Source organism: Salirhabdus euzebyi (genome assembly GCF_014207435.1).
Lineage (GTDB): Bacteria > Bacillota > Bacilli > Bacillales > Alkalibacillaceae > Salirhabdus > Salirhabdus euzebyi.
Genome location: NZ_JACHGH010000007.1, coordinates 135,669 through 161,340, shown reverse-complemented (window position 1 = coordinate 161,340; position 25,672 = coordinate 135,669). Strand labels below are relative to the sequence as shown.

25 protein-coding genes are annotated in these 25,672 nt (G+C 36.4%); 9 read left to right on the top strand and 16 right to left on the bottom strand.

Annotated elements, in window-relative coordinates; genetic code table 11:
• Window positions 1-138: 138 nt before the first annotated feature.
• From HNQ94_RS12955 to HNQ94_RS12895, 13 genes are all read right to left on the bottom strand, one after another.
• Window positions 139-1,641, bottom strand: a complete 1,503-nt coding sequence (locus HNQ94_RS12955) for a class I adenylate-forming enzyme family protein (RefSeq protein ID WP_174496892.1) — start codon at window positions 1,639-1,641, stop codon at window positions 139-141.
• A gap of 263 nt (window positions 1,642-1,904) precedes the next feature.
• Window positions 1,905-2,648 (bottom strand): 3-oxoacyl-ACP reductase FabG, encoded by a 744-nt coding sequence (gene fabG / locus HNQ94_RS12950; protein ID WP_174496735.1) that lies wholly within the window; start codon window positions 2,646-2,648, stop codon window positions 1,905-1,907.
• A 5-nt stretch (window positions 2,649-2,653) separates the two neighbouring features.
• Window positions 2,654-3,565: an intracellular short-chain-length polyhydroxyalkanoate depolymerase gene (gene phaZ, locus HNQ94_RS12945; RefSeq protein ID WP_311771629.1), complete on the bottom strand. Its 912-nt coding sequence runs from the start codon at window positions 3,563-3,565 to the stop codon at window positions 2,654-2,656.
• The gene (locus HNQ94_RS12940; RefSeq protein WP_174496737.1) at window positions 3,562-4,581 is read right to left on the bottom strand and encodes a 3-oxoacyl-ACP synthase; all 1,020 of its coding nucleotides are present in this window, start codon (window positions 4,579-4,581) and stop codon (window positions 3,562-3,564) included. Before HNQ94_RS12940 ends, phaZ begins: the two co-directional genes overlap by 4 nt.
• A gap of 15 nt (window positions 4,582-4,596) precedes the next feature.
• On the bottom strand, window positions 4,597-4,785 hold the full coding sequence (locus HNQ94_RS12935) for a hypothetical protein (RefSeq protein ID WP_174496738.1): 189 nt from the start codon (window positions 4,783-4,785) through the stop codon (window positions 4,597-4,599).
• A gap of 11 nt (window positions 4,786-4,796) precedes the next feature.
• Entirely contained in the window at window positions 4,797-5,807 is a 1,011-nt protein-coding gene (locus HNQ94_RS12930) for a branched-chain amino acid ABC transporter permease (protein ID WP_174496739.1), read from the bottom strand.
• The gene (locus HNQ94_RS12925; protein WP_174496740.1) at window positions 5,804-6,676 is read right to left on the bottom strand and encodes a branched-chain amino acid ABC transporter permease; all 873 of its coding nucleotides are present in this window, start codon (window positions 6,674-6,676) and stop codon (window positions 5,804-5,806) included. Before HNQ94_RS12925 ends, HNQ94_RS12930 begins: the two co-directional genes overlap by 4 nt.
• Before the next feature lie 18 nt (window positions 6,677-6,694).
• Window positions 6,695-7,402: an ABC transporter ATP-binding protein gene (locus tag HNQ94_RS12920; protein ID WP_174496893.1), complete on the bottom strand. Its 708-nt coding sequence runs from the start codon at window positions 7,400-7,402 to the stop codon at window positions 6,695-6,697.
• A complete protein-coding gene (locus tag HNQ94_RS12915; protein ID WP_174496741.1) occupies window positions 7,386-8,153 on the bottom strand; it encodes an ABC transporter ATP-binding protein in 768 nt (255 codons plus the stop codon). The genes HNQ94_RS12920 and HNQ94_RS12915 overlap by 17 nt, the downstream gene beginning before the upstream one ends.
• Window positions 8,154-8,272: 119 nt before the next feature.
• The gene (locus HNQ94_RS12910) at window positions 8,273-9,547 is read right to left on the bottom strand and encodes a substrate-binding domain-containing protein (protein ID WP_246200024.1); all 1,275 of its coding nucleotides are present in this window, start codon (window positions 9,545-9,547) and stop codon (window positions 8,273-8,275) included.
• Window positions 9,548-9,745: 198 nt separating this feature from the next.
• The gene (locus tag HNQ94_RS12905; RefSeq protein WP_174496742.1) at window positions 9,746-12,985 is read right to left on the bottom strand and encodes an AfsR/SARP family transcriptional regulator; all 3,240 of its coding nucleotides are present in this window, start codon (window positions 12,983-12,985) and stop codon (window positions 9,746-9,748) included.
• A gap of 84 nt (window positions 12,986-13,069) precedes the next feature.
• The gene (locus tag HNQ94_RS12900) at window positions 13,070-13,618 is read right to left on the bottom strand and encodes a short-chain dehydrogenase (RefSeq protein WP_174496743.1); all 549 of its coding nucleotides are present in this window, start codon (window positions 13,616-13,618) and stop codon (window positions 13,070-13,072) included.
• Between the two features lie 16 nt (window positions 13,619-13,634).
• A complete protein-coding gene (locus tag HNQ94_RS12895; RefSeq protein ID WP_174496744.1) occupies window positions 13,635-13,961 on the bottom strand; it encodes a hypothetical protein in 327 nt (108 codons plus the stop codon).
• Between the two features lie 331 nt (window positions 13,962-14,292).
• Here HNQ94_RS12895 and HNQ94_RS12890 point away from each other — a divergent pair, with 331 nt between their 5' ends.
• The 3 genes from HNQ94_RS12890 to HNQ94_RS12880 all read left to right on the top strand — a co-directional run bounded on the left by HNQ94_RS12890 (window position 14,293) and on the right by HNQ94_RS12880 (window position 16,696).
• Entirely contained in the window at window positions 14,293-15,303 is a 1,011-nt protein-coding gene (locus HNQ94_RS12890; RefSeq protein WP_174496745.1) for an LLM class flavin-dependent oxidoreductase, read from the top strand.
• 3 nt (window positions 15,304-15,306) lie between these two features.
• A complete protein-coding gene (locus tag HNQ94_RS12885) occupies window positions 15,307-15,999 on the top strand; it encodes a VOC family protein (protein WP_174496746.1) in 693 nt (230 codons plus the stop codon).
• 241 nt (window positions 16,000-16,240) lie between these two features.
• Window positions 16,241-16,696, top strand: a complete 456-nt coding sequence (locus HNQ94_RS12880) for a PH domain-containing protein (RefSeq protein ID WP_174496747.1) — start codon at window positions 16,241-16,243, stop codon at window positions 16,694-16,696.
• Between the two features lie 191 nt (window positions 16,697-16,887).
• Here the strand turns inward: HNQ94_RS12880 and HNQ94_RS12875 are convergent, their stop codons facing one another.
• Window positions 16,888-17,310: a GNAT family N-acetyltransferase gene (locus HNQ94_RS12875; RefSeq protein ID WP_174496748.1), complete on the bottom strand. Its 423-nt coding sequence runs from the start codon at window positions 17,308-17,310 to the stop codon at window positions 16,888-16,890.
• A 711-nt stretch (window positions 17,311-18,021) separates the two neighbouring features.
• On the opposite strand from HNQ94_RS12875, the gene HNQ94_RS12870 reads away from it, so the two are divergent.
• The 4 genes from HNQ94_RS12870 (at window position 18,022) to HNQ94_RS12855 (ending at window position 21,686) form a co-directional block, all read left to right on the top strand.
• On the top strand, window positions 18,022-18,627 hold the full coding sequence (locus HNQ94_RS12870; protein WP_221452564.1) for a CBO0543 family protein: 606 nt from the start codon (window positions 18,022-18,024) through the stop codon (window positions 18,625-18,627).
• 96 nt (window positions 18,628-18,723) lie between these two features.
• Window positions 18,724-20,529, top strand: coding sequence for a M3 family oligoendopeptidase (locus HNQ94_RS12865; protein WP_174496749.1), 1,806 nt, complete (start codon window positions 18,724-18,726; stop codon window positions 20,527-20,529).
• A gap of 12 nt (window positions 20,530-20,541) precedes the next feature.
• Window positions 20,542-21,087, top strand: coding sequence for a GNAT family N-acetyltransferase (locus tag HNQ94_RS12860; RefSeq protein WP_174496750.1), 546 nt, complete (start codon window positions 20,542-20,544; stop codon window positions 21,085-21,087).
• 137 nt (window positions 21,088-21,224) lie between these two features.
• Complete coding sequence (locus HNQ94_RS12855) at window positions 21,225-21,686, top strand: BsuPI-related putative proteinase inhibitor (protein WP_174496751.1); 462 nt, start codon at window positions 21,225-21,227, stop codon at window positions 21,684-21,686.
• Between the two features lie 219 nt (window positions 21,687-21,905).
• On the opposite strand, the gene HNQ94_RS12850 is transcribed toward HNQ94_RS12855, so the two are convergent.
• Window positions 21,906-22,400 carry a GNAT family N-acetyltransferase gene (locus tag HNQ94_RS12850; protein WP_174496752.1) on the bottom strand — a complete coding sequence of 165 codons (495 nt, stop codon included), beginning with the start codon at window positions 22,398-22,400 and terminating at the stop codon, window positions 21,906-21,908.
• A gap of 73 nt (window positions 22,401-22,473) precedes the next feature.
• Complete coding sequence (locus tag HNQ94_RS12845; RefSeq protein WP_174496753.1) at window positions 22,474-23,022, bottom strand: DUF3231 family protein; 549 nt, start codon at window positions 23,020-23,022, stop codon at window positions 22,474-22,476.
• Between the two features lie 144 nt (window positions 23,023-23,166).
• Here HNQ94_RS12845 and HNQ94_RS12840 point away from each other — a divergent pair, with 144 nt between their 5' ends.
• Window positions 23,167-23,544, top strand: a complete 378-nt coding sequence (locus tag HNQ94_RS12840) for an ArsR/SmtB family transcription factor (RefSeq protein ID WP_174496754.1) — start codon at window positions 23,167-23,169, stop codon at window positions 23,542-23,544.
• On the top strand, window positions 23,525-25,648 hold the full coding sequence (locus HNQ94_RS12835) for a heavy metal translocating P-type ATPase (protein WP_174496755.1): 2,124 nt from the start codon (window positions 23,525-23,527) through the stop codon (window positions 25,646-25,648). The genes HNQ94_RS12840 and HNQ94_RS12835 overlap by 20 nt, the downstream gene beginning before the upstream one ends.
• Window positions 25,649-25,672: the final 24 nt, after the last annotated feature.

Genomic DNA, 25,672 nt, shown 5'->3' with positions numbered 1-25,672 from the left:
TGAACCTCCTTACGCATATTTTACCAAATAAATACAAATAAAGATTAGTATTTTTTGTGACATTTTCTTATACTTTAACCCTTCTTCAAAGTTAAAGTTAAACTTAAAATATAAAAAAAACTACCTCCATAGAGGTAGTTAGGCAAACGTATTAGAATACTGCTGTACCAAAGACTTTTTATCAATTTTTCCAACGTGTGTTTTCGGCAACTCATCAATAACAAAAAACTTTTTCGGAATTTTGTAGCTAGAAAGCTTTCGTGAACAATATTCTTGTAACTCCTGTTCATTAAATTGTTTCCCTTTATTGAAAGAGACAAAAGCTGCTACGGCTTCTCCCCATTTATCGTGTGGAATTCCAACTACCGCTACTTCATTAATACCTTCTAGCGATGATAACCAATGTTCAATTTCAAGTGGATAAATATTCTCACCGCCAGATATAATCATTTCTTTTTTTCTACCGACAATATACACAAATCCATCTTTATCCTTGCGAGCAAGATCACCTGTATGAAGCCAGCCATCTATTTTTGTTTTTTTGGTTTCCTCTTCCTTATTCCAATAGAATTCAAATGAATGATTCCCTCTTAAACATAGTTCTCCAACTTCATTTATATCCACTTCTTGGCCATTATCATTAATTATTTTAATGTCATTAAAAACCATCGGCTTCCCTACAGAACCTCTTTTATGTTTAGCTTCCTCAGGATCAATATAAAAGTTATTAGGACCTGCTTCCGTCAGTCCATAGCCTTCTTTAAACAGAAGTCCTTTTTGTTCAAAAGCATCATAAATGTTTAGTGGGCAAGGAGCACCACCAGATAAGAAAACCTTCATATGAGGAAAGTTTGAAGTACGAAAAGCGTCCGTCTTAATAATCATGTGATACATTGTCGGAACAAATAAGACAATTGTACACTTGTGCTTTATTAGATCCTCTACAGCTTTTTTTGGTTCAAAATCATCCGTAACAATTACCTTACCACCCGCAAGTAAAACCGGAACGATTAAAGCATTTAAGCCACCTGTATGGAACATTGGTAGCGTAGTAATGGTAGCTTCCTCATCAGTCAAATTCCAACTAACAATTGTATTAAGAGCATTCCAAAGAATCGAACGATGAGATAAAACAGCTCCTTTAGGTTTTCCTGTTGTACCGCCCGTATAAATCATTGCTAAAGGATCTGATTCATTTAGTGATTCTTCTGGTATAAATGCTTGAGAAATATTTATTAAATCATTCACATAATGATTATCCTCTATATTAAGGACGTAGTAATCTTCCTCTATCCAGGAGAATTTTTTGTTAAAATACTGGTGAATTCCAATAATCTTAGGATTAGCGTCACTTAGAACATAATCCATTTCATCTTTGGATAATCTCCAATTTAACGGTACAAAAATTGCCCCTATTTTTATACAAGCAAACAAAAAGTCAAAATAACTTATATGGTTAGGGGATAGCAAAGCTACCCGATCACCCTTCTTCACACCTTTTTCCCTAAAAAATGTTGCTATCAAAATTGCACGTTCGTTTAATTGTTGGAAAGACCAGCTATCGTTTAATTCAGCATCTACAATTGCTTCATCATGAGGAAATAATCTTGCTCGACTATTAATCCAATCCAATTCACGCATCACACCATCTCACCTCTTACAACGGTTTTATTATGTAAAGAAGACAAGCTCAGCTTATCGTTTATAAAAAGCTATAAGCATCCGTATTCTTATCAAACCAAACTTTCCTAAAGTATAAAAAACAAGAGTTACACAATAGTTACAGGCTAGAAAAGCGTAATCGACTGTTTAACGACGTATGGACTGGAGGAATTAAAAAGAGAAGTCCCTAACGATTTTTTATACCAGGGACTTCTTCTTGGATTGGTTTTTCTAAAATCAGGTTACATCATTATTCCGCCATCAACATGTAGAACATGACCATTTACATAATCAGATTCGTCAGAAGCTAGAAACAAATAGGCATTTGCTATATCGGAAGGTTTGCCCAATCTTGCCATAGGAATTTGTTTTTTCAGGCCATCAATTACTTTTTCCGGAACACTTTCCACCATAGAAGTTTCGGTAAAACCTGGTGCTACAGCATTCACATTTATTGCTTTTCTTCCAAGTTCCTTTGCCCACGTTTTTGTCATCCCAATTATTCCAGCTTTGGCTGCAGCATAATTCGTTTGACCAACATTACCATATGCACCGGATACAGAGGAAGTATTAATAACCTTTCCTTTTCCTTGGTCAACAAGATATGGTAAAACAGCTTGCGTACAGTGAAATACACCAGTAAGATTCACATCCAAAACTTGTTGAAACATTGCTGGGTCTAGCTTAGATAACATAGCATCTCTGGTAATACCAGCGTTGTTTACTAGAATATTAACTTTACCGTATTTATCTACTACCTTTTGTACCATTGAATCCACACTGCTTCTGTCAGCCACATTCACTTGAACAAAAAGACAATCAAAACCATCGGCTATTAGTTCTTGTTCACGTTTTTTCCCTGTTTCTTCATCAAAGTCTGCAAGTACCACCTTCGCTCCTTCTCTTAGAAAAGTTTTTGCTGCTTCTAATCCAATCCCATTCGCAGCACCTGTAATGATGGCTACTTTATCTTGTAATCTAGTCAAGTAAATTACTCCTTCCTATCTAAAAAACTTTCCATTGTGTTTAATAACATATCCAAATCATCAATTAAAGGAGAATGGCCGCAACCGGTTAGTTTCTTATACTCAGCATTTGGACCAATGTCCTCTAAAATTTCATTTGTCATCTTTTCATTTACGATTATGTCCTCGTTACCATGCATAACAAGTACGGGTATATTAATGTTTTTTGCTTGGTTTGTACCTTCTACTAACCCATTATGAGCAGAACCAATATTAAAAATATTTTGCATGTGATAAGTTTCGGCCAAGTTTCTTTGCGTTAACATATCCTCTAAATATTCATCATACTTTTCTGCGTCAGGTTTCCTTTTACGGTATATCGTTAAATCCCAAATTGCTTTTAAGAGGTCTTTATTTTTTGCATCATATGCACCTTGAACGATCTGTGTTTTTGTTTTATCAGCTCTAATTTCTTCATATGTTTCGAGTCTTTGTGTAACAACTGGTAGCCCATCTTTTCCTAAAGGATAAACCGGATACCCTCTTGTTGAGCCAGAATTAATTAAAAGAAGTTTTTCACATGCATCTACATGGTCAGCACAATATTGTAAGGAGACTTCTCCCCCCATTGACCAACCAACAATTGCATAAGGTTGAATATTTAATTGGTCAACAAAAAGCCTTACATCCTCCGACAAATCACGCACTTCTTTAATAATATTTTTATATGTCGAAACACCAAATCCTCTTAAATCAACCGCATATAATTTATATTTTGGATCCATATTTTCTAACACTACGTCCCAATGTTTAGAGGAGGTCATATTACCGTGAATGAGGAGAATTATCTTTTCTCCACCTTCTCGCTCTCGATATCCAAGTGTTTCTCCATTAGGTAAGTCTACTTTTTTTAATAGAATTTTAGACAAGTCTATCATCCTTTCGGAGTATTTCCCCACTCGACAACTGTTGCTCCCCATGCATATCCAATTCCTGCACTTACTAGGACAACAACAGAACCATTCTTAAGTTTCCCCTCTTGTTCTGCCAATTCAAGAGAGATAATTTGATCCATCTGACCAATATGACCATACTCCTGTAAGTAGATGGAGTGGTTATTCGTTAAACCTAACTCATTTAACACATAATCATGAGCAGACTTTTTCATATGAAGCATCGCAACATAATCAATATCGCTTTCTTGATAGCCACTACGGCTGACAGCATCCCTTATTACTTTTAAGAAGTTTTGCATCGATTTCTGTTCTAACCTTTCCTTCATCCCAACTGGATCTAGTACATCAAGTTGGTAAAGGCCGGCATCAAGGGCTTCTTTTGATATCGGGTTCTTTGTTCCGCCTGTTGTTACGACAACATCTTCTGAAAAGGATCCATCGGTAATGAGTGTGCTTTCTAGCACTCTATTATTTTCATGGCCCTTCTTAAGAATGAAGGCTCCTCCACCCGCTCCTAAGTTATACATAAACCTTGTACGGGGATTGTTATAGTCAATAAAATCAACATTTCGATAACCACCCGCTAAAAGAACAGTGTTAATTCTATCATCTGCATTCATCATATCTTTGGCAACTTTGATAGCCATAATGGTAGTTCCACAACGAAGTGCTACATCATAGGCCCAAGCATTTACTGCACCTACTTCATGTTGCAATTTAATCCCAGCAGTCCAAAGCGGATATTCCTTATGCTCTTCACCAATATAAATGACTAAATCAATATCTTTCGGATCTATATTTCCCTTCGCTATTGCTTTCTTCGCTGCTATAATTCCCATTTCACATGTATGATCATCAGGTCCCGGTATCGGTTTTTGCTTAATTCCAAGTTTGTTCTCCACTACTTCCAAAGGGATTCCCGTCTTATCTGCTAACTCACTTGATGTCATCTTCGTGTCTGGAACATATATACCTGAACTTACTATTCCAACTGACATAATTAACCCTCCCCTCTAGTTGCTTTCTACTTCTTGATCAACTGATTCCTTCATGTAATGAAAAGCATCCTCTAAATTTTCAAAAGTCATTTCCTGCTCATTTTGAACATGTGTCACCTTTATACGATAATGAGGCTGCTTACTGTCTTTACCATTGTTGCTCTGAAAACGTACAACGAAGGAGGTAATGGCTTGTTGGTTCATACTCATCCCCCTTAACTCGCGATTTGATTATCTTTTTGTTGCACCTTAGCCTCTTTTTTATGTTTTCGTTTCATGTACATGTTTTTAATGGAGCCGGCGATTCCCATTGGGAAGAAAATAACAACAAGTATATAAACGATCCCAAACAAGATGATCCAACGTTCAAAAATCCAGTGGACATCCGATAACTCTGATAAGAAATGATGGGCATATTCGATTAATCCTGCTCCAATAATTGGACCAATAAGCGTACCTACTCCACCTATAATCGTCATTAGGAGAGCATCAAGCGTTACATCAACAGCAAAAACAGTTGTATCTATAAAACGAATGGAAAGGGCATATAACACACCTCCGAATGCTGCAACAACTCCTGAAATTACACTAATAATTACTTTGTAAGGGAATATTTTATAGCCTAATGACATAGTTCGTTGTTCATTTTCACGAATAGCAACTAGTACTCGTCCTAGAGGTGAATTCGTTAGCCTTCGAAGACTAAAGAAGATAACAACGAGCGAAATTAAGGCTAACAAATACATATTGGTACGATCTTTAAAAAAGTCTGGAATAGTAAAAATAAGGCCGTCACTACCTCCAGTTAAACTTCGCATTTTTTCTGCTGCTACTAAAAATAATCCTGCCAACGCCAACGTTAACATGGCATAAAAATGGCTTTTAAGTCTAAGTGTTAGTACACCTGCAATAAAACTAATAATTGCTGCTGCTCCTAAAGCTACTAAAATACCAAGAATTAAAAAGAATAAAGTAGGTTCATTACGTTCTAAAACAATAGAAACACCATAAGCTCCAACCCCGAAAAACATGGCGTGACCGAATGAAACAATTCCTGTGTACCCTAGTAATAAATCATAGCTCATTGCAAAGATTCCAAATATAAAAATCTGAATGATAAGAAATAACATACTTAAGTTATCATATACAAATGGGACAACTGCTAATAGACAGCCAAAAAGCAAATATACCCAAGTTGAAATTTGAACTTTACCTAATTGTCTCATTTTGTACTCACTCCCTTAACACTGAATAAGCCCTGTGGACGGAACAGTAATACTGCTGCCATTAAAAGCATATTAACTGCAAGTGCTAAAGAAGGGACATAATATTGCATGTAAGCTTGCGCTAAACCTACTAATAATGCTGCCATAAGGGATCCTGATAAACTTCCCATACCTCCTATAACAACAACGATAAAGGCAAAAATCCCATAATCCAGACCAATTTCTGCATAAATGACCCCTGAATAAGGAGCAAACAAAAATCCGCCTAGTGCTGCCATTGCAGATCCAACCATGAAAACTGCTAAAAATATTAATCTAATATTTATGCCAAGTGCTTGAACCATTTCCTTATTCATTACGCCTGCTCGTACAATTAAGCCTATTTTTGTTTTCTTTAAGACATAGGAAGTAAGGGCAAATATAATAATTCCCATTAAAATAATGAATAACCTATATTTAATAATCGTCACGTCACCGATCGTAAAACTTCCATCTAAATATTCAGGTGGTTGTGCCGCTCTTTGATTCGGTCCATATACTACCTTCAGCATTTCCGTTAATACAAGCATAAATCCTAACGTAATCAAGATTTGTTGTATATGATTGCCATAAACAGGTTTGATAATGAGGTACTCTGTAATTGCACCTAACACTAAGCCCGCTACTATGGCTCCGAGAATACCGACGAAAAAGTTTCCGCTTAATCCATATATCCAAACCCCTGTAAAAGCACCCCATGCAAATAGTCCACCATGAGCAAAATTTAATACATCCATTAATCCAAAAATGAGGGTTAAACCAGCTGCTAAGAGAAAGAATAACATTCCCGTCGCAAGACCATTGAGGGTAAGACTGAAAATTAAATCCATCGTTGAATGCCTCCTTTCTTATGCAATACCAAGGTATTTTTTCTTTAATACTTCATCATCTTTGAGTTCATTCATTTTTCCAGAGTGAACCGTCATACCGTCATCCAGAATGTAAAAACTATCTCCAATACTACTTGCCATATAAAAATTTTGCTCTACTAAAACAATCGTTGTTTTTTCTTTCATTTCCTGAATAGATTCCATTACTTTCTCCACAATGATTGGGGCTAACCCTTTACTCGGTTCATCAATAAGCAATAAATCATTTTCGTTTATATATGCTCTTGCAATCGAAAGCATTTGCTTTTGTCCACCACTAAGCTGTCCACCCGCTTTATTCCAGAATTTTTTTAAATCTGGAAACATGTTTAAAACCCAATCCATCCGTTCTTTTGTTGCATCGTCTTCTTTTTGCATAGCTACCCGCATGTTTTCACCAACTGTTAAGTCAGCAAAGATGCCTTGATCTTCCGGAACATAACCAATACCTTTTCTTGCAATATGATGCGTATTTTGTTTCGTAATGTCTTCATCTTTATAAACTACTGATCCACTACTTGCAGAATTCAAGCCCATAATTGTTCGAAGTGTTGTCGTCTTACCTGCACCATTACGACCTAACAAAACAGTAACTTCCCCTGTTTTTACCTCAAAGGATACATTCTGCAATATATGAAACTGATCAATATAAGTATTTATTTCATCAACTTTAAGCAGAGTTTTCATCATGCAGTCCTCCTAGATATGCAGACTGAACTGTCTTGTTTTCCATAATTTCACTCGGTGAGTCTTGAGCTAGTAGCTGCCCATTGAATAGAACCATCACTTGATCGGATAAATCTAAAATCATATCCATCTTGTGTTCGATTAAAACAATTGTTCGATCGCCTTTTTCCTTTATTTTTTTAATAACCTCTAAAATAGCCGGTACTTCTTCTAATGACATTCCAGCTGTTGGCTCGTCTAGAAGCAAAAGGTCTGTTTCTAGCGCTAACAACATGGCAATTTCTAATTTTCTTTTCTCTCCATGTGCTAAATTAATAGCTACAGAATCAGCCTTTGTTTCCAACAATACGAGTTCAAGCAACTCCATCGCTTTTTCTTCAAATTTCTTATATTTTTTAAAGTGAAACATCATTTGATAACGGATTTTCTCATTCGACTGAACAGCAAGACGAACATTTTCTAAAACTGTTAAATTCGGAAATACGTTGGTAATTTGAAAAGAACGTCCTATGCCCATTCTCGTTCTTTCTGTAGAGGACTTTTTTGTGATATTTTCACCTTTATAAAAAATCTCTCCATTTGTTGGACGCAACTGGCCACTCAACAAATTAAAAAACGTTGTTTTTCCCGCACCATTTGGTCCGATTACAGAAGTGAATTTATTTTTAGGGATTTTAACGGAGAGGGAATCTACTGCAACATGCCCTCCGAAAGCAATAGATAAATTATTCGTTTCGATAATATGTTCCAATTATGCACACCACCTTGTTTAGAAAAGTTAGTACTTAAGCAGCACTAAAGTAGATAGGATTTGATGAAAGATGAATGAACTCCGACTATTTGGCCGAAGTTCATTCTATAAAACTTAACTTAATTTCTAATTGGAGGAGCTGTCTCCTCAGGAGAAAGCACTCGGTTTAATACAGGTACAGGATAGTCGAATCCTTCTTTTTCTTCTAATGTAATAGAGTATAGAGACTGTAATGCTTGATGATCTTCAGGTCTAAATGTCATTGTTCCTTTAGGTGTTTCAAAGCTCATACCTTCCATAATATCGATAAGCTTACTTCCAGTCGCATCACCCTCAGATTGTTTAAGCGCTTCCACAATGGAAATTGCTGCACTCATTCCACCTGGAGTAAATAGATCAGGAACTGTACCATGTTTTTCTTCCATTTTTTGAACTAACCAATCATTTACTTCATTATCTGGAAGATCATGATAGTATACCGTGAAGCCTTCCATTCCAACTAGTGGCTGCATAGTAGATAATGCTGCTATATCAGGGGCACCAGTTGAAATTTTAATTCCTTTACCTTGTAGATCCATATCCGCAATTTGGTTCCAAGGAGTATTTGCTCCTGCCCATACTACGAATAAGTAATCTGGTTCAGCTTGAATGATTTTTTGAATATTAGCCGTAAAGTCTGTTGCGTCAGCAGGAGGATATTCTTCTAATACTATTTCTGCACCTAAGCCTTCAGCCGCTTCTTTAAATGCGGATATTCCATCACGTCCAAATGCGGAATCTGGAGCTAGAGTTGCAATTTTCACACCTTCGTCAGCAATCGCAGCTGCACCAGCTACTGCATCTTGTGAAGAGTTACGCGCAGTACGGAAAATGTATTCGTTAAAGTTTTCACCTGTAATACTATCTGCCACAGCAGGCTCAACAATCATGATTTTTTCATATTCTTGAGCTAAATCGACAACCGCAAGTGTGTCTCCTGAGCTAGAAGATCCAACTAGGAAATCAACTTTATCTTCTTCTAATAGTTTCAAAGCTTTTTGTCTCGCAACTTGTGGTGTTGTTTCTGTATCCTCATAAATGATTTCAATAGGACGTCCTGCTACTTCCATCGTTCCATCTGTTGCGTATTCAATACCTAAGTCAAAGCCTTGTTGTGTTTGTTTACCATACACTTCAAGAGCACCAGATAGTGAAGCTAACACACCAATCTTAATTGGTTCTTTAGAAGCAGAATCATCTGACCCTTCACTTCCATCATCACCTTGTTCGCTATCACTTCCTTGTTCTTGGTCGTTCCCATTATCTCCGCCACTAGTATCTTCTGAGTTACAAGCAGCTGCAAACACTAACAACAATAGAAGCATCATAAAACTTATTAATTTTTTAAACGACATGATACTCATTTCCCCCTTATCATTAAATGAAATAAAAGCAAGCTCAATAGCTTTGGAAACATCATAAGAAAAAAGAGTTACAGAATAGTTACAAACATGAAAAGAGGCAATATAATATAGCTTCTCAACCGTACCTTGGTACGTGAGGTGTCGACCTAAATAAAAAAGGTCAAGAATCTTCAAGGACTCCTGACCTTTTTAACTGATCATTCCAGATGCTTCTTTAATCATCTCGAACATTTCTCTAGTTGGTTTCATTGGTTCAACGCCCAATTCTTCTATTAACGTGTTGTAGCATTTTTGATACCATTTTATAGCCTGAGGTCTGTTATTTTTCTGATAATAACTATACATGATTAAACGATAAGCTTCTTCCCAAGTAATATCCACATTTAGAATCTTTTCACACCAATAAATACATGTGTCATAATCCTCTAATCGGACAGATACTTGTGCCATTTTTTCTGCACCACGGAGAAAAAGTACTTGTAATCTTTCCCTCTCCATTAAACACCAATCGGTCGTTCGACGATCTGGGAGGAAATCCCCTTCATACAAATCTAAGCCTTTTTTAAGTATTTCCCTCGTTCTGCCCGGATCTGTCTTTTCTAGACCTTCTGTTATCCACTTTTCAAATTCAGTTATATCTAACTCATATCCAGAACTTGGATTAAGTCCGTAGGCTGTAGCAGATCGTTTAATAAAGAACGAATCAGCTCTTGCCTCCCGATTTGGTTCTAATGTTTTAAGTAATGCATTAAGAGCTACTTTAAAGCTTTTATTAGCACTTTCTTCATCTAGGTCTGGCCAAAGTTGTTGAAAAATTTCCTCTTTCGGAAGTAGTTTGTTTTGTTTAGCCACAAATAGTTCCAATAATTCTCTTGCCTTACCCCGCTGCCAATCCTGTTCATATATACGTTTATTTCCTAACCAAACATGAAAGCAACCTAACGTTTGAATACGCAAAGTATATCCAGGGTGATGTGATAATTCACCATAACCAAGCTCATACATTAATTTAGTGACATAATTACTATGAATCTCTTGTTTTTGCGCCTTAAACAGCAATGGGATAATACTTTGTAAATCCATTGGTCCAAATGTCGTTCTGGACTTAATGAAAAATTCATAGGACCCAACTTGCATTCTACGGAGAAAAATATTTATTTCTTCTGAAAAAGTTTCCTCATCTTTTTTCTTGGAGGCTAAATATGCCTTCCAAAAAGAAGTTAACATTAAACCATATTCATCATCACAATGGTGAAAGTTTTGTTCTGTTTCTTTTAGTAGCTCCGCTGCATAATCATATCTTTCACAATAGATTGCCGAGATGGACATGCACAGCTGGATTAAGGAAGATAGCCATAAGTCTTTTACCTTTTCCGTTTCATATAATCCTTTTTGACCTGTCTCCAAAGCTTTCTCATATTCCTGCTGCATGCCATATAAAATACAAAGACCCATATAGGGCTCTGCTTTTCCCCTTGAAACGTTTAATTTCTCCATTAATTCCAGCGCGGTGTTATAACATTGGATAGCTAAATTCGGTTTATATCGATTAAGTAATTGTACTGCGTGACCCATTCTTATCCAGCCACATGCCTCCACAAAGGGGGATTCGGTACTCATACCATATTCTATCCCTTTCTGAGCATGCATTTTACTTTCTAGCGCATTCCCCATAAAGGATTCTATAATAGAGAGTAAAATGTCTGTTTCTCGATGGGATTGTGGTAAAGATTTATCTTCTGGGAGAGAGAATTTTTCCTTTCTCTCCTGTAACACTTGTCTCGCCTTTAATAAGCGACCTGTTCGCAAGTAGAGTCTAGCTTCTAAGTTACTATCATCTAAAGGTAAATTTAAATCCTTCGCCTTCTCAAACCACGCCTCTGCTTTTTTTGCTTGCCCAGAGTTTAGGAGATTTTCACCAAGCATATGATAAAGTCGAGCCTTTTCTTCATTTTTCACATCTAACTTTTCTCTAATTTCAATAGCGCTTTGTAAAATTCTTTCAGCCTGATCAGGTTGAATGGTATCTAAATAGATTCTAGCTTTTCCTTCAAATGCTAAACTCTTTGTATATAGATTTTGTCTTCTTTCTCCTTCTTCAATAGCTCGGTCATAGCAGCTTTCCGCTTCCTTATATTTCGAACGATACCGTAAAACCTCGCCCTCGAAATACCAAAGTATTGGAAAATAATCTTTTTCACGATCTGGAATATGTAACAACCTATCATATAGAGCCTGAAGCTTTCCGCTAGCAAGCATCGTTCTACCATAGTCAGAAAGCAAATAAGCAGCACGGTCATCTGCCTTTATTTGTTCATAATGAAAAATGGCATTTTCTACATCTCCATTTTGTTCAAAAAAACGGGCAGCACGTTGGTTTAAGCGAAAATATTCTTCCGGCTGTTGCTTTTTCATTCTACTTTCCAAAAATGCCTTAAATAACGCATGATAACGATAATGTTCATCATCAATAGACTGAATGAAAAGATTTTGAGAGGATAAATCTTCTAATAGACTAATAGAACCAGTCATACCGAGAACAGCATCACAAGAATCTGCTGATAACACTTCCAACACACTCGTTTGTTCCAAAAACTTTTGGACAATTGGAGACTGTTTGGACAGTACTTCCATAACCAAATAATCGAACAAATCTTGTAAAGACCGTTTTTGTTTTTGTAAGATTGTATTTGCATTAACTCCCGTTCGCAACTGTTGGACAAACATGCCACAAGCAATAGCCCATCCTTCTGTTGTCTGATGAATCCCTTTGACCTCATCTTCATTTACTGATAATTCATATATATCGATTAATAGATGCTCCATTTCTTCATAACTCAACAATAAATCATCTTGGTCTACTTCCAATAGATTCCCCTTAACCTTTAGCTGTGTTAAAATACTCCACTTTGGTCTTCTTCGACTTGAAATAACTAAATGTAACTGGTCAGGAAAATGTTCAACAAAATGTTGCATCCACGATTCAATAGCGGAAGAAGAACTTAAATGATGGAAATCATCCAAAACTAAAATCACTTCTTTATTAAGCTTTGAAATTTCGTTTACCATCATCGTCATAATGGACCATACCTCTTGGTCATGTACATAATGGTCTATCGTATGTAACTCGTTTAGAATTCTTTCCCCAAACGACGGCTGTGCCTTACGCATAGAATGAATGATTTTTGTAATAAACGGAACAAAATCATCATCATATTGAGAAATGGAATACCAACAAGCATCAATATCCGTATCTTGTAAAAATAATGATAAAGCAGTGCTTTTTCCGTAACCGGCACCAGAGTGAATTAAGGTAAGTGGGTACTTTTGAATGAGACGAAGCTTTTGATTTAATTTCGCTCTGCGTACAAAACGTTCCTTCACTGCAGGTGGTGACAATTGTGTAGCTAAAATCGGTATTTTGCTCATTCTCAACCCTCCTTATCTAAACAACTCCAGCATTTACTTCTATTATATCAGAATAATCAGTTTTGGTATCGCTTTCATATAGTTCTAAGATGGCCGCATGTCCCAAGGTTCTAGCTGCCCTACAACTGTTTGTTTCCTTTTGTGATGGATGGAATCCTTAACACCTTCTGAAATTTCCTGATGAGTAAGCCATCTAGTATGATCGCCTACTACTTTAAAGCCTAAATAGACTTCGTGATAGTTACAGTTTTCTGGTATTTGGAATTCATTATCTTCCTCAAAATAATCCGAACTACCTTTCACATGGAAAAAGTCGTAGTTTTTGCTATGTTGAACATTCATTATAGTAGGAATTGCATCAGGTGCTGATGAATGAACCCAGGTAACAACTACATCAAATTCTCCATTTTTTTCTACAGCCATGGACAGTTTTTCAGAAAGTTGTTCTGTTTGATGGTAATCTACAAATATACTAGATAAAAATTTTGGCTTATCAATCCTTTTTAGTAGCTGATGATATTTTTCCTTGCGCCTTCCAACTACTGTTACAACGTATCCTTTTTTCACTAACCATAACGACACATCGGCTAGCATTCCAGTTCCTCCAACGACTAAAGCATGTTGTCTGTTCATTTCAAACTCCTCTTTTCTATACTTCCAAATAACGTTCAAACCGTTTCCATATATACAAACGCAATGCAGGGAATACTAAACATAAAATGCTAATTATCCATCCATTGTCAAAAAATAAGGCTACTATAGCAGCAATACAAAAAAGAAAAGATATAAATGTTGCAAACGGTCCATTTAGCGGCTCATTACTTAGAAGAATCGTTTTTTTTGTAGTTAAAGCTTTTCCATAGCAGGAGGCATGATAGGGAATAATCTCGAATAGAATACGAGAAACTACTAGATCTCCCCTAAACTCAATTTCTTTTAGACAATCATCACAGTAGATTTTACGTTCTTTTTTCATTACCTTTTACCTCCATAAAAAAGCATTCTCACTTAATATTATTATGGAAAAACAATTAAAAATCCTGCATTTTCATTGATCATACTTAATCAGGAATTTTGCATTTTGGCTTTTTTTGCGAAAAAATAGAAAGTACTTTTACTATAATGCTGTTCTTTAAAAGATGTTGTTTTAGGACCAAAATAAATAGCCGTGAAAAACATTCGTTAGATTTTCTTATGGAAACAGTTGCTAAACTATCGTTTCGGGAGAATACTTTGCTATACGCGGGCATTGCCTCGCCTCCCCAGAAGTAGAAAATAATTAATTTGTAAGTTAAAGGATGTATAACATGAATATCAAATTAAGTGTGTTAGATCAATCCCCTATTTTGCGTGGATATACAGCTAGGGAAGCACTACAACAAACAACAACATTGGCAAAGTGGACAGATCAATTAGGTTATCATCGATTTTGGGTATCAGAACATCACAGCACGAAAAGTTTAGCCGGTTCAGCACCTGAAATATTGGTTACGCATTTAGCAGCAAACACTCAGCATATTAGAATAGGCACTGGTGGTGTTCTTTTGCCTCACTATAGCGCATTTAAAATTGCGGAAGTTTTTCAAGTGCTGGAAGCTTTGTATCCAAATAGAATAGATTTAGGCATCGGTCGAGCACCCGGGGGAATGCCCGGAGTAAATTATGCTTTAAATGATGGAAAGTACCGTAATGTTAGGGAATATCCTACCCAAGTCAAAGAGTTAATGAGCTACCTTCAAGGAATAGAACATCCTCATTACAAAATTCAAGCAACTCCATTAGGAAAAACGAAGCCGCCTATATGGATGCTCGGATCCAGTGGGACAAGTGCAGCATTAGCAGCACAACTAGGTACCTCTTATACCTTTGCTCAGTTCATTAATGGGGAAGGTGGTATCGCTTCCATGCAAACATATTTCAACCAATTTCAGCCCTCTATGTATCAACAAAAGCCTGATGCAAATGTTGCTATCTTTATTATTTGTGCGGAGACTCAGGAAGAAGCTGAATTTATTGCTGGTAGTATGGATTTGGCATTACTACGTATTGAAAATGGTGATATTCGTGATCATTTCCCTACTCCTGAAGAAGCACAAGAACAAAGCTATACAGTTTTCGAAAAAGAACGGATTGAGTATAACCGGAATCGAATGATTGTTGGGGATCCGAAACAAGTTAAGGATGGAATTCTAAAGCTTGCGGAAATGTATCAAGTAGATGAAGTTATTATGAATACGTTTGCTCCATCTTTTGAGGAGCGGTTAAAGTCTTATCAATTAATTATGAATCAATTCGGGAATATTCCTAAAGGAGGTTAACAAATGATAGCGTTCGACCACCTCGTGATTTTTTCACATTCTATAGAGGAAGCACAATCAAAATTTGCCGATAACCATACCATTAACATCGTAAAAGGTGGACACCATGAGCTTTGGGGCACTTACAATTACTTGGCCTACATGCGAAATAATAGCTACATCGAATGGTTAGGGATTGAAAATGAAGAGATAGCCGTCCAATCTGATAATCCTTTAATTAAACATACTGCATTTGCCCATTCCAAAAATATGGGTGGACCTATACAGTTTGCTTTGCGAACAAGTGAGATGGACACCATTATACAAGGACTTGATGAGAGAAACATTCCATACACCGGACCATTTCCTGGCAGTAGAAGAAGACCTGATGGTTCGGTTTTAAAATGGCGCATGCTATTCCCAGCTTATAAAATAGAGACGGAGTTACTCCCTTTCCTTATTGAGTGGGAAGGAGAAGGAAATATTCCAAGCCAAAATTTCCTTAATGATATCCCGTTTACCTCTATTTCTTTAGGGGTTACTCAATTAGAAAAGGAAGTAAAAAGAATGCAAGAAATTTACCAATTAGAGGCGCCGACTGTTTTTAAAGAAAACAATTATCACATTGCTGAATGGGAATTAGAAAATGGAAAAATGAAGGTTGTACAAGGCTTAAACAAAAAAATCGAGGCAACGTTTGATCAACTTCACTTCTAGATTGCTTGATCCTAACATGGAAGCAGCAAACATGCAAAAAGGATCCTTGATACTTATAAGTGGTTCACCTTCGATCGAGAAAAACTGGATAAACAAATTAAACAGCATACCCAATAGCGTTGGGTATGCTATTTTTCGATGATATATCAATGTTTAGTTATAAATCATTATTTTATAAGAGCAACGAAACTTTCCCGCAATTTAGACCGTATGGTTATTAAAGGGATTGGGGGTGTTACAATTGAATTTTCCATCTAAGAAAGACATTTGGTTTTTCTTAATTTTTTGGGGTATTATACTTTCTATTATTCTCATTTACATTTTTAATTCAGACCCTGTTGGGATGCAACTAATAACCTATAACAGTGTTTTAGGATATATCATAGCAGCATTGATAATAGGTTTACTATTGTGGATATGGTTCGGAACGGGTTATATGGTTGAAGAAGGATTTATAAAAGTTCAATTTGGTCCATTTAGAAGTGCAGTAAGGATTGAAGAAATCAAAAAAATAAGTAAAATAAAAAGCCCATTTACAGCACCTGCCTTATCTGTTGATAGGTTAGAAATCCTTTATGGCAAATATAAAGTAATGAATATATCTCCTAAAAATGTAAATGAATTTATTCGATTGTTAGTAACTGAAAATCCCCATATTCAAATAGACAAAAATCTTTCCAATTACAACAATAATTAAAAGCAAAGCTTTTTCAATTATAGAAGTTGAAATAAGCATATTGGTTAGCTAGCATTTTTGCGTGTTAAATCAATTGTAAAATGGTTGTAAAAATACCGCTAAACAATATGCTATTTGTTTTGTGATTTGATGTTTTCTCCACGGTAAGTAAACTACTTATGATACTCATGGACGCCTTTTTATACTTTCATTCATTCTAAATACTCTTTCTCTTTATTTGCATCTAAATATCTTGCCATAGCTGTTTTATGTTTCCTCAAGCCCAGTTTATTATAGAAACCTTCCTTGCCATGAGTAGCTGTTAGATGAATAAACGGAATATCACTCATTTTATGTAAAATATTATCCATCACTTTTTTCCCTATCTTATTTCCTTGGTACAGGGGATGGACGATTACGTCATAGATACTCCCATAGAATTGTCCGTCAGAAATAACTCTTCCACAACCAATTAACTTTCCATCTAAATAAGCTAAAGAAACCAAATAACTGCTAGTAAATGCAATTTTTAGCTTTTCTGCAGAAGGTCTGTCCCATCCTACAGCATGAAAAAGGGACTGTAGCTCTTCCCAATCGACATCTGTTAAATCATTAACTATTCTTACTTCTTCCATGAATTATCACCTCATAAATACTTTATACGTAAATAGCAAAAGAGAAAAGTCTCCGCATCAATGGCTATGTTAACTTTATGGCATTTAAAAATACTGTTGCTTTTTTTGCTTAAACTACGAAGTAACTATAGGTTTGCATTTTGATGAGTGCTATACGACCGCTTCGGCAGAATACTTCGCTTTCCACGGGCACGGCCTCAGCCTCCTCGCAGAAAATCGCTGCTGCGGGGTCTTCAGACACGTGCGGTCCCGCAGGAGTCTACGTATTCTGCCTACGCTAGTAGTAATTTTCTGATTCAAGAATAGTGATAATCATAAAGTCAAGACATTTTATGAGAATACCCATACCTATCACTTTGGCTATATTTCAACTTTGTTCCAAACATCAGTACTTTGAATTATAACAAGTTACAAAGCACATGATCAGCGAAGGAAATACACGTAGACTCCTACGGGACAGCGAAGACGTTGAGACCCCACAGCGAGCGTTCTGTGCGAGTGAGGAGGCTCAGCGCGAGCCCGTGGAAAGCGTAGTGTATTTCCGTAGCGGCTGTGATTCATACATATTAAGTTACGTCGCATTTTCCATCAAATATGATACAAAATCTAAAAGTGCTTTTAATTGCAAACAGGCGAATAGGATGTCCCAACTAGGAAAATTTAATGGTAATGTGTTACTTTCCAACCAAATAAGAGGAAGGGAAGTTTAATGTGAGTGATTATATAAACGTAGGATTCAATATAGAAACATTTATCCACGTCTCGATTATAATAACAGGATTAATTGGTCTCCTATTCTTCTTAAAATTGGATTGGAAAAGGTATGGCCTTTTATTTCTGCTTGCTACTTTTGTTGGTAACCTTCTTTGTTATATATTTGTTAAACTCGACTTTTATTTTTTTCCTTACATACTTTTTCCCAAGATTTCGATTATGCCTTTTACTTCGGTTACCTTGTCTATCCCATTACTTGTCTTATTAGGTGTTCGGTATAGCCCTGAAAAATGGGCTTGGAAAATTCCTTTTTATTGGACAATCATTCACATCGGTATGTTTGCGGAAGTCTATGCTTTAGAAGGTACTCGGATTATTGAATACAACTACGAATGGGATGTATGGGATTCTTATACTTGGTGGTGGATTTATTTACTCGTGTTCGAATGGATTGGTGGACTCATTGTTCCCAATGAATTAAGAAAGCCTCTCAATATCCGAACTCTCCAATATGGCCGTTTCGGGTGGGCGATCATACATTTTGTTCTCATATCAACCATTTTTTTAGCTGGTTACTATTTAGGTTGGCTTCAAGCACAGTAGTAACTTGAAGCCTCTAGGCTAAGCGATAAAGTTTCTGTTTTAGAAAAGGTTTGGTATAATACCGCTATATTTTCTTTTTTCAGAATATTATCATACATGGAGGTATTATACGTGGCACATACATATGCAGATGTTTGGGATTTAGACGTTATTTTTCCTGGTGGTAGCGAATCTTCAGAATTTCGAAACCATCTAGACGAATTAAAAAAAATGAATGTAACTTTTTCCGCTAAAATTAAAAAATTTGAGACACCTAAAAAGATAGAGGATGCAAATGTCGTAGCAGATCTTATTGAAGATGCAAAAAATGTAATGATGAACCTCAGACAAGCTGGTGCGTTTGTAAGCTGTCTAGAAGCCCAAAACATGAAGGATCGTAAAGCAAATGTTCTTCGAAGCGAAATAACAACTGTTAGTGCTAGCTTTACAACTGCTTTTAATGCTTTTCAACAAAAGCTAGCAGCTTCAGCTGAAGATGTTTGGAATGCGCTTTTGGAACATAATGTGCTTTCAGAACTTCATTTTGTTCTTCAAGAGTGGAGAAAGAAGGCAAAAAGTAGACTTTCTGAACAAGAGGAAGCACTAATTGAATCCTTATCAATCGATGGATACCATGGTTGGGGACAAATGTATGATACAATTGTCGGCTCCATGAACATTCCATTTGAGCTTGAAGGAGAAAAGAAAAATTTATCGGTTGGGCAAGCGAATAATCTTTCCTCCCATTCAAATCCGGAAGTCCGTAAAGGTATTTTCAAAACTCTCGAGGGGGCCTGGGAAGAAAAAGAAGAATTATTTGCAAAAACGTTAAATCACTTAGGTGGATTCCGATTAAATGTTTATGAAAAACGTGGTTGGGATCATGTTTTAAAGGAGCCCCTTGAATATAATCGCATGCAACAAGAAACACTTGATGCAATGTGGAATGCTATCACCAAACACAAACAAACATTTGTGAAATATTTAGACCGAAAAGCAAAGCTATTAGGGAAAGAGAAATTAGATTGGTATGATTTAGACGCGCCGTTGACTAGCTCAAGTACCACAATGTCTTTTAACGACGGAGCACAATTTATTTTAAAGCACTTTGCTAAATTCGGACCAAAGATGGCAAGCTTCTCTAAGAAAGCCTTTGAAAATGCTTGGATTGAAGCAGAAGATAGACCAGGGAAAAGGCCGGGTGGATTTTGCACTACTTTCCCACTTAGTGAACAGTCTAGAATTTTCATGACATATAGTGGATCCATGTCTAATGTAGCTACATTAGCTCACGAATTAGGGCACGCTTTCCACTCATACACATTAAGACCAATGCACCCATTGAACAGAAACTATGCAATGAACGTGGCGGAAACAGCGTCAACCTTTGCTGAAATGGTTGTAGCAGATGCAGCAGTTAAAGAGGCTACAACTGAACAAGAAAAGCTGTCATTATTAGAGGAAAAATTGCAACGAAGTGTTGCTTTATTTATGAATATCCATTCACGCTTTTTGTTTGAAACAAGATTTTATGAAGAGCGTAAAAACGGTATTGTACCTGCAAGTCGCCTGAACGAAATCATGAGTGATGCACAAAGGGAAGCTTATGCTGGAGCATTAAATGAGGTGCACCCAAGATTTTGGGCATCCAAACTTCATTTTTATATTACAGGTGTACCTTTTTACAATTTCCCATATACATTCGGGTACCTATTCTCCATGAGTATTTATGCAAAAGCATTAGAAGAAGGGACTGGATACGAGGAAAAGTACATGGCACTTTTACGAGATACTGCCATTATGCCAGTTGAAGAATTAGCTATGAAACACTTAGGAGAAGACATCACGAAAGAAGTATTTTGGGAAAAGGGTATAAAACTAAGCATGGAAGATGTAGAGGAGTTTTTACAATTAACTAACTAAAGGGGAATATAGATGTTTATTTTTCCAGTCAATCAGGAAATTAGTCTGAAATTACTCGAAAAAAGGGATGCCACCAAAATGATTCAAGCCATTAATGATTCAAGAAATTATTTAAGGGAGTGGCTCCCTTGGGTAGACAATATGAAAGTAGAAGAAGATTATTATCCTGTTATCGAAATGTGGATAATGCAGCTTGCTAGAAATGATGGATTTCAAGCTGGCATCATATATCAAAATGAGCTTGTCGGAATGGCAGGCTACCACAGTATTGATTGGAAAAACAAACAGACCTCTATTGGCTACTGGCTCGCACACGGATACCAAGGAAAAGGAATTATGACAAAGGTTACAGAAAAATTAGTCAGTCATGCATTTACGGAATACAACCTTAATCGGGTAGAAATACGCTGTGGTGTAGAAAATAGAAAAAGCCGTGCAATTCCTGAACGTCTAGGCTTTCATCAGGAAGGGATTATTCGCGATGGGGAATATTTATATGACCATTACCATGATGTTGCTATCTATTCTAAACTAGCAGCTGAGTGGACAAGGAAATAGCATGTGTTAACGCTTAGGAAATAAATCCTAAGCGTTTTTTTTATTATTATTTTTACGTTGTTATTTTCTTTGTAACCAAGTTATGACTAAAACGACTAAATAAATGAAAAACGAAAAAACAAGAAAAAGGTGATTAGATGAAAAAATTGATATTATTTTTATTGCTAGGTATTTTCTTAGTTGGATGCGGTACTTCTAATGCGGAATCAAATGATGGGGACGACACGAGTGGAAGCGGAAATGAAAAGGGAATTGTTTCAGGGGAAGTAGTTCCAACTTTAACAGAAATTGATAATATGAACTATCGTTATCAAATCTTTAACCAAACAGAAAAAGAATTAACACTTGAATTTACTAGTGGGCAACGTTTTGATTATGCAGTTGATACAAAAGATGGAGAGCGAGTTTACCTCTTCTCAAGTTTAGCCTCCTTTATACAAGAAGTAGGAGAAGAAAAAGTGAAACCAGGCGAAAAGCTATCCTATGAAATTAATTTAGAAGAAGCAGGATTAGAACCGGGAGAATATGTGTTAACAGTTTGGATGACACCTAAAGACGGGGAAAAATATGAGACTTCCGTAGACGTAACAATCGAATAATAGTAAGGAAAGCTGTCGATTACTACGACAGCTTTTTTCATTGCTTAGGAAATTATAAAATTTCGGACTTGTGGATAAGTTAGTTGCACTGGGAAGCCACGTCTAGCTCCAGCACCTACCCCCTCGGGACATAAGTCAATCCCTTCTGTGGCAAAAACGCCACGGCAGGTCTTGTCTTATGCCTGCCTTAGGCTGAGCAAGGCGCTTGCGCTTTTGTTCTTAGAATTTTTTCTCAAAGTAATAAAAAGGTGCTGCTTTGCTGCCATTAAACCCTTCTTGTACTAATCGATAATTAGCCTTCTCAAACAATCTTAATGCTGCCTTATTTTTGGAATATGTATCCGTACGAATATAGTGAACACCATTTTGTAGTGCGATATCTTCTGCTTTTTGATAAAATGCTAATCCAATTCCTTTTTTTCTCACTTGTGGATCCACTGCTAAGCGTTTTATAGAATAAGAAGGCTCCTGATAACTCCAGTTTATTGTTTCATATTCCCCGTGTCCTTTACTACTAATGCAGGCTACACCCAGGACCAAACCATTATCCTCGTAAACATATAAACTTCCCTCATTTATATCTCCTTCATAATGATGGGCTAAGGGGTATTCTTCTCCCCATTGGTCATTCCCTTGTTCTGACATTACTTTGACGGAATCCTTTACTATTTCCATAATTCGATTAATATCTTCTACTTTTGCTTTTCGAATCATTCTCTTGCCCCCCAAATTTAACTGTAGGAAACATTATAAAGGAAATAATTGAACTTGTCCTAAAAGAGCATTTTTATGATTTAGGCCTTCCAGGTGGATAATAGTATGGTGGTACTTTAATCCAACCTCGTTTTCTTGTTAAATTTTTTAATGACATTCCAAAAGTAAGCAATTCCGAGTAAAAATGCAACCACAAAGTCGTAACATCTTGACGAACAGCATCTATTTGTCCCTTGGAACATAATTGCATTGCTGTTACTAATTTAAAGGTAATACCGTTTGCTAATTCATCATCCGTTAATTTAACACCAAGTGGTACATCATCCGAATTAGATTTGGGTTTTGCTGAAGTCACATCTGGAAGGGAAACTCCTTCATTTCTCATAAATTTACTAATTTTTGTTGTTTGTGATTCACACATCTTGATTGCGTCTTGTAGCATCTCTTTTAATTCATCATCTTTTGTTGTGTTTAAACCTATTTCTTCATAACGAATAAATTCCTCTAGCATAGTAAGGTACTTCCAAAGATCCCCAACTTCAATAACATGTAATGGTGATTTCTCCTCATTATCAACCATTAATTTAATTTGATTCCATACACCCTCAAATGGATTAGCCATCTTATCTCACCTCCTAACTGTTAATTTCTTCATAAAAAATTTTTCTATGTAAAAAAGTCATTTTTCATCATAATTATTTGACATTCAAATGAACATTTGAATATAATACATTCAAACGACCATTTGAATGAAAGTTGGGATACGATGGTAAAAGATCTGTGTGATGTTACCTGTATTAATGAGGAAATAGTAGAAAAGATAAAGCCTCAAGTACAGAAACAACCTGTTGCGTCTATAGCACAAGTATTCAAGGCATTAGCCGATGAAACAAGACTCAAAATAGCTTATTCCTTAACGTTATCTGATGAACTTTGTGTTTGTGACGTAGCAAATATTGTGGGTGCTTCAAATGCGACAACTTCGCATCACCTTCGTCAGTTAAGAAAAAATGGTTTAGCAAAATATCGAAAGCAAGGTAAGCTCGCCTATTACTCTTTAGATGATGCTCATGTAAAAGAGATGGTTACTTTAGCCTTTATCCATTATAAGGAGGTGACTTTACGTGACGGAATCCAATCATAAACAAACTTATCGGGTTCAAGGATTCACCTGAGTAAACTGCGCCGGAAAGTTCGAGCAGAACGTAAAGCACCTGGATGGTGTGACGGATGCAAAAGTAAATTTTGGTGCCTCCAAAATAACAGTTTATGGTGAGGCAACTATTAAAGAATTGGAAAAAGCAGGAGCTTTTGAAAATTTAACAATAAAGCCAGATAGCAGTAGAAATAACTTACAAGAGCCGAAAAAACCTTTCCTATTACGCTATGCTCCAGTTATATTCTCTATATTCCTAATTGTATGTGGCTACATTTCTCACTTTCAGTTAGGAGAAGAACACTTACTAACTATCCTGTTCTTTGCAATAGCGATCGTTATAAGTGGCTATCCTCTGTTTAAAACCGGATTACGAAATCTTCTAACACTTGATTTTGATATGAGGACATTAATGACGATTGCAGTCATTGGAGCAGCTCTTATCGGTGAATGGGGAGAAGGAGCAGTAGTAGTTATTTTATTTGCAATAAGTGAAGCACTGGAAGCCTTCTCTATGGATAAAGCTAGGAACTCTATACGCTCCTTAATGGATTTAGCGCCGCAAAAAGCAATAGTCCGTAGAGATGGTGTTGATATTGAACTTGATGTTCAAGATGTTCAAATTGGTGATTTATTAATCGTAAAACCAGGTCAAAAAATAGCAATGGACGGTATTGTTCAAAATGGGCATTCAGCCGTTAATCAAGCTGCAATTACCGGAGAGTCTGTTCCTGTTTTAAAAGAAAAGAATGATGACGTTTTTGCGGGTACGTTAAATGAAGAAGGTTATTTAGAAGTTGAAGTCACCAAATCGGTTGAAGACACTACTTTAGCTAAAATCATACACTTAGTCGAAGAAGCACAAGGGGAAAGAGCACCGTCTCAAGCTTTCGTCGATCGGTTTGCGAAATATTACACACCGATTATTATTGGGATCGCCTTTCTTGTTGCCGTACTCCCACCTTTGTTATTAAATGGTGACTGGAATACGTGGGTTTATCAAGGATTAGCTGTTCTAGTCGTTGGCTGTCCATGTGCATTAGTTATTTCTACTCCAGTTGCAGTTGTCACAGCAATTGGAACAGCTGCACGTCAAGGGGTACTCATTAAAGGTGGAATTTATTTAGAAGAACTCGCAGATATTAACACCATCTTTTTTGACAAAACTGGAACATTAACGAAAGGCACACCAGTTGTTACTAACGTAAAATGGTTAACAGACAATGAAATAAATACCCATTTAGCAAGAATGAGAACGTTAGAAACGTTTTCTCAACATCCCTTAGCAAAAGCTATCATAACCTATGCCGAACAAAAAGGCGCTACAACTACTATAAAAGCTGTCGATCAATTTACTTCTATTACTGGAAAAGGGATTCAGGCAAACTTTGAAGGAGTATATTATTGGATTGGTAACGTAAAGCTTGCAGAGGAATTATTAAATACGTCACTATTTAACGAAATAAAAAAAATAGTTGATGATTGGCAATCTCAAGGTAATACTGTCATGTTATATGGTAATGAAGAGCAAATACTAGCAATTGTATCTGTTCGAGATGAGCCTAGAGCGGAAAGTAAGTCAACGGTAAACCAATTATCTCAGCTTGGTTTAAGAGAAACAATCATGCTAACAGGGGATAATGAAAAAACAGCACAAGCTATCAGTAAGGAAATAGGTATCCAAACAACAAAAGCAAATCTTCTTCCTGAAGATAAGCTAACTTATATAAAAGAATACAAAAGTAAATATGGAAAAGTGGCCATGGTAGGAGACGGAATTAATGATGCACCTGCACTTGCCGCATCTAATATCGGCATTGCTATGGGAGGGGCTGGTACTGATACAGCCTTAGAAACAGCAGACATTGCCCTAATGGGGGATGATCTACAAAAACTGCCTTTCGCTATTAAACTAAGTAAAAAAGCATTACGAATAATTAAGCAAAATATCACATTTTCTATTGTGGTGAAGGTCATTGCCCTTCTTTTAGTTGTACCAAATTGGCTAACGTTATGGATTGCTATTTTTGCCGATATGGGTGCTACTTTACTTGTTACTCTAAATGGATTAAGGCTATTAAAAAAGGAGTAACCTTCTGATGTAAAAAAAGAAAGC